Annotated in this window: 1 protein-coding gene; it reads left to right on the top strand. The window is 62.0% G+C overall.

What is annotated here, in order from left to right:
* The coding region (gene purL / locus ACIP66_RS28420; protein WP_400652580.1) for a phosphoribosylformylglycinamidine synthase at positions 1-2,960 on the top strand (2,960 nt) is incomplete at both ends.

Below are 2,960 nucleotides of genomic sequence, written 5' to 3'. Positions count from 1 at the left end.
CTTCAGAAGTACGGCCCCAGCGCTCCGGGACACGAGCCGACCGGTCGTCTGTTTCTGGTGTTGCCGCGTTTCGGCACCATCTCGCCATGGTCGAGCAAGGCCAGCGACATCGCCCGCAATTGCGGCCTGAGCAAGATCCAGCGTCTGGAGCGCGGTATCGCCTTCTACGTTGCCGGTCAGTTCAGCGACGCCGAAGCCCAGCAGATTGCCGACGTGTTGCATGACCGCATGACGCAAATCGTGCTGGCCAACCTCGAACAGGCCGCCGGTCTGTTCAGCCACGCCGAACCGAAGCCGCTGACCGCGATCGACATCCTCGGTGGCGGTCGCGCCGCGCTGGAAAAAGCCAACACCGAACTGGGCCTGGCCCTGGCCGAAGACGAAATCGACTATCTGGTCGACGCCTTCAACGGCTTGAAGCGCAACCCGCACGACATCGAACTGATGATGTTCGCTCAGGCCAACTCCGAACACTGCCGCCACAAGATCTTCAACGCCAGTTGGGATATTGATGGTGAGAACCAGGAAAAAAGCCTGTTCGGCATGATCAAGAACACCTACGTGATGCACAGCGAAGGCGTTCTGTCGGCTTATAAGGACAACGCCTCGGTGATCGTCGGCAACGTCGCCGGCCGTTTTTTCCCGAACCCTGAAACCCGCCAGTACGGTGCGGTGCAGGAGCCGGTGCACATCCTGATGAAGGTTGAAACCCACAACCACCCGACCGCGATTGCTCCGTTCCCGGGTGCATCGACCGGTTCCGGCGGCGAAATCCGTGACGAAGGTGCAACCGGCCGTGGCGCCAAGCCAAAGGCTGGCCTGACCGGTTTCACCGTATCCAACCTGCAAATCCCGGGCTTCGAACAGCCGTGGGAAGTGCCGTACGGCAAGCCTGAGCGCATCGTTACCGCCCTGGACATCATGATCGAAGGCCCGCTCGGCGGCGCCGCGTTCAACAACGAATTCGGTCGTCCGGCCCTGACTGGCTACTTCCGTACCTTCGAACAGTCGATCACCACCCTGCACGGTGACGAAGTTCGTGGTTACCACAAGCCGATCATGTTGGCCGGCGGCATGGGCAACATCCGCGAAGAACACGTCAAGAAAGGCGAGATCGTCGTGGGCTCCAAGCTGATCGTCCTCGGCGGCCCGGCGATGTTGATCGGTCTGGGTGGTGGCGCGGCTTCCTCGATGGCCACCGGCACCAGCTCGGCGGATCTCGACTTCGCTTCCGTACAGCGTGAAAACCCTGAGATGGAGCGTCGTTGCCAGGAAGTCATCGACCGTTGCTGGCAGCTGGGTGACAAGAACCCGATCAGCTTCATCCACGACGTCGGCGCGGGCGGTCTGTCCAACGCCTTCCCGGAACTGGTCAACGACGGCGACCGCGGTGGCCGTTTCGAACTGCGCAACATTCCGAACGACGAGCCGGGCATGGCCCCGCACGAAATCTGGTCCAACGAATCCCAGGAACGTTACGTTCTGGCCGTCGGCCCTGAAGACTTCGCGCGCTTCCAGGCGATCTGCGAACGCGAGCGCTGCCCGTTTGCCGTTGTCGGTGAAGCCACGGCTGAACCGCAACTGACCGTGACCGACAGCCATTTCGGCAACAACCCGGTGGACATGCCACTGGAAGTGTTGCTGGGCAAAGCCCCGCGCATGCACCGCTCGGTGGTTCGCGAAGCTGAAATGGGCGATGACTTCGATCCGTCGAACCTCGACATCAGCGAGTCCATCGAACGCGTTCTGCATCACCCGGCCGTGGCGAGCAAGAGCTTCCTGATTACCATCGGCGACCGCACCATCACCGGCCTCGTGGCCCGTGACCAAATGGTCGGCCCATGGCAGGTTCCGGTGGCCGACGTTGCCGTCACCGCCACCAGTTTCGACGTTTACACCGGTGAAGCGATGGCAATGGGCGAGCGCACTCCGCTGGCTCTGCTGGACGCCCCGGCGTCGGGCCGCATGGCCATCGGCGAAACCCTGACCAACATTGCCGCGTCGCGCATCAACAAGATCTCCGACATCAAACTGTCGGCGAACTGGATGTCCGCTGCCGGCCACCCGGGCGAAGACGCGCGTCTGTACGACACCGTGAAAGCGGTCGGTATGGAACTGTGCCCTGAGCTGGGCATCACCATTCCGGTGGGCAAGGACTCGATGTCCATGGCCACCCGTTGGAGCGATAACGGCGAAGAAAAAACCGTGACCTCGCCGATGTCGCTGATCGTGACCGGTTTCGCGCCAGTGGCTGACATCCGTCAGACCCTGACCCCGGAACTGCGCATGGACAAGGGCACCACCGACCTGATCCTGATCGACCTCGGTCGCGGTCAGAACCGTATGGGCGCTTCGATCCTTGCTCAGACCCACGGCAAGCTCGGCAAACACGCGCCGGACGTCGATGACGCCGAAGACCTGAAAGCCTTCTTCGCGGTGATCCAGGGCCTCAACGCCGACGGTCACCTGCTGGCGTACCACGACCGTTCCGACGGTGGTCTGCTGACCTCCGTGGTGGAAATGGCCTTCGCCGGCCACTGCGGTCTGAGCCTGAACCTCGACGGTCTGGCAGAAACCACCGCCGACATCGCCGCCATCCTGTTCAACGAAGAACTGGGTGCAGTGATTCAGGTTCGTCAGGACGCCACGCCAGACATCCTCGCGCAATTCAGCGCGGCCGGTCTGGGCGACTGCGTGTCGGTGATCGGTCAGCCGATCAACAATGGCCAGATCAACATCACCTTCAACGGTGACACCGTGTTCGAAGGCCAGCGTCGTCTGCTGCAGCGTACCTGGGCTGAAACCAGCTACCAGATCCAGCGTCTGCGCGATAACGCCGACTGCGCCGAGCAAGAATTCGACGTGCTGCTGGAAGAAGACAACCCGGGCCTGAGCGTCAAGCTCAGCTACGACGTCAACCAGGACATCGCCGCGCCTTACATCAAGAAAGGCATTCGCCC

The organism is Pseudomonas sp. NPDC088429, from assembly GCF_044753305.1.
GTDB classification, from domain to species: domain Bacteria; phylum Pseudomonadota; class Gammaproteobacteria; order Pseudomonadales; family Pseudomonadaceae; genus Aquipseudomonas; species Aquipseudomonas rustica.
Note: the sequence above shows the minus strand (reverse complement) of the source record. Positions and strands in the feature narration are given on the sequence as shown.